Source organism: Caldisericia bacterium (assembly GCA_026414995.1).
In the GTDB taxonomy this organism is placed as follows: Bacteria; Caldisericota; Caldisericia; order B22-G15; family B22-G15; genus JAAYUH01.
Window position 1 is genome coordinate 1 of the sequence record JAOAHY010000033.1, and the last position, 801, is coordinate 801.

At 32.0% G+C, this 801-nt stretch carries 1 protein-coding gene and 1 CRISPR repeat array; the gene reads right to left on the reverse strand.

Annotated features, from left to right (window positions below; all coding sequences use genetic code 11):
* Positions 1 to 41: 41 nt before the first annotated feature.
* Positions 42 to 330: a CRISPR direct-repeat array (repeat unit 29 nt; unit sequence GTTTAAATTCCTCTTTGGCAGATTGAAAC).
* Positions 331 to 479: 149 nt separating this feature from the next.
* Positions 480 to 758: a CRISPR-associated endonuclease Cas2 gene (cas2, locus tag N3D74_06645; GenBank protein ID MCX8095843.1), complete on the reverse strand. Its 279-nt coding sequence runs from the start codon at positions 756 to 758 to the stop codon at positions 480 to 482.
* Positions 759 to 801: the final 43 nt, after the last annotated feature.

An 801-nucleotide genomic window follows, 5' to 3' on the forward strand; every position in this document is an offset into this window, starting at 1 on the left:
GAAACAGGTTGTGCATGCAGTTCATCAAAAATCACACCATGGTTTAAATTCCTCTTTGGCAGATTGAAACTATTTTTATACAGGTAAAAAGTATAAACAGACCAACGTTTAAATTCCTCTTTGGCAGATTGAAACTCGTTTGATGTGGATGTTTATTGTATATTTGTTATGGTTTAAATTCCTCTTTGGCAGATTGAAACCCATTCTCATCCTTCAGCGACCATGATTCAATCGTAGTTTAAATTCCTCTTTGGCAGATTGAAACGAAAAAAAAACATAATAGACGCTGTATGCTGTATGCGTTTAAATTCCTCTTTGGCAGATTGAAACCGCATCTGTTTTTTTATATTTTGCCCAAGAAATATTAGAAAAATCAATGGTTTTAAGACCTATCTTAACCCAAAAATCTCTTTTACTTTGCGTCAAACCTCCAGTTTTGCAAAAACCCTATTTATATATAATCTGCCAATATTCAATTGTCAAAGAACATTATCTGAAGGGTCTTTTACATTAGTTAACAACTTTCTGTTGATCTTTACCCCATCAGGTATAATATAAAATATCACACTATCTTTTTCTTTATCTATTATATCCTTTATCTCTTTTTCCATTCTGGCGATTTTTCCTGCCGTTATTTCTCCTTCAAATACGGACTTCTGTATATGGGTAAGATATTTCCTTCCTATTTTCTTCATTGCATTTAATCTTCTCTGGCTTTTTGTTCCTTCTGTAAGGTCAATATCATATATAAATATCATTTGCATTTACCACCACACCTTTAATGGATTATATTTTTTCTCT

Excerpts from the sequence above, each read along its gene's own strand:
- cas2 (MCX8095843.1), bottom strand. The coding sequence starts at position 758 with ATGATATTTATATATGATATTGACCTTACAGAAGGAACAAAAAGCCAG.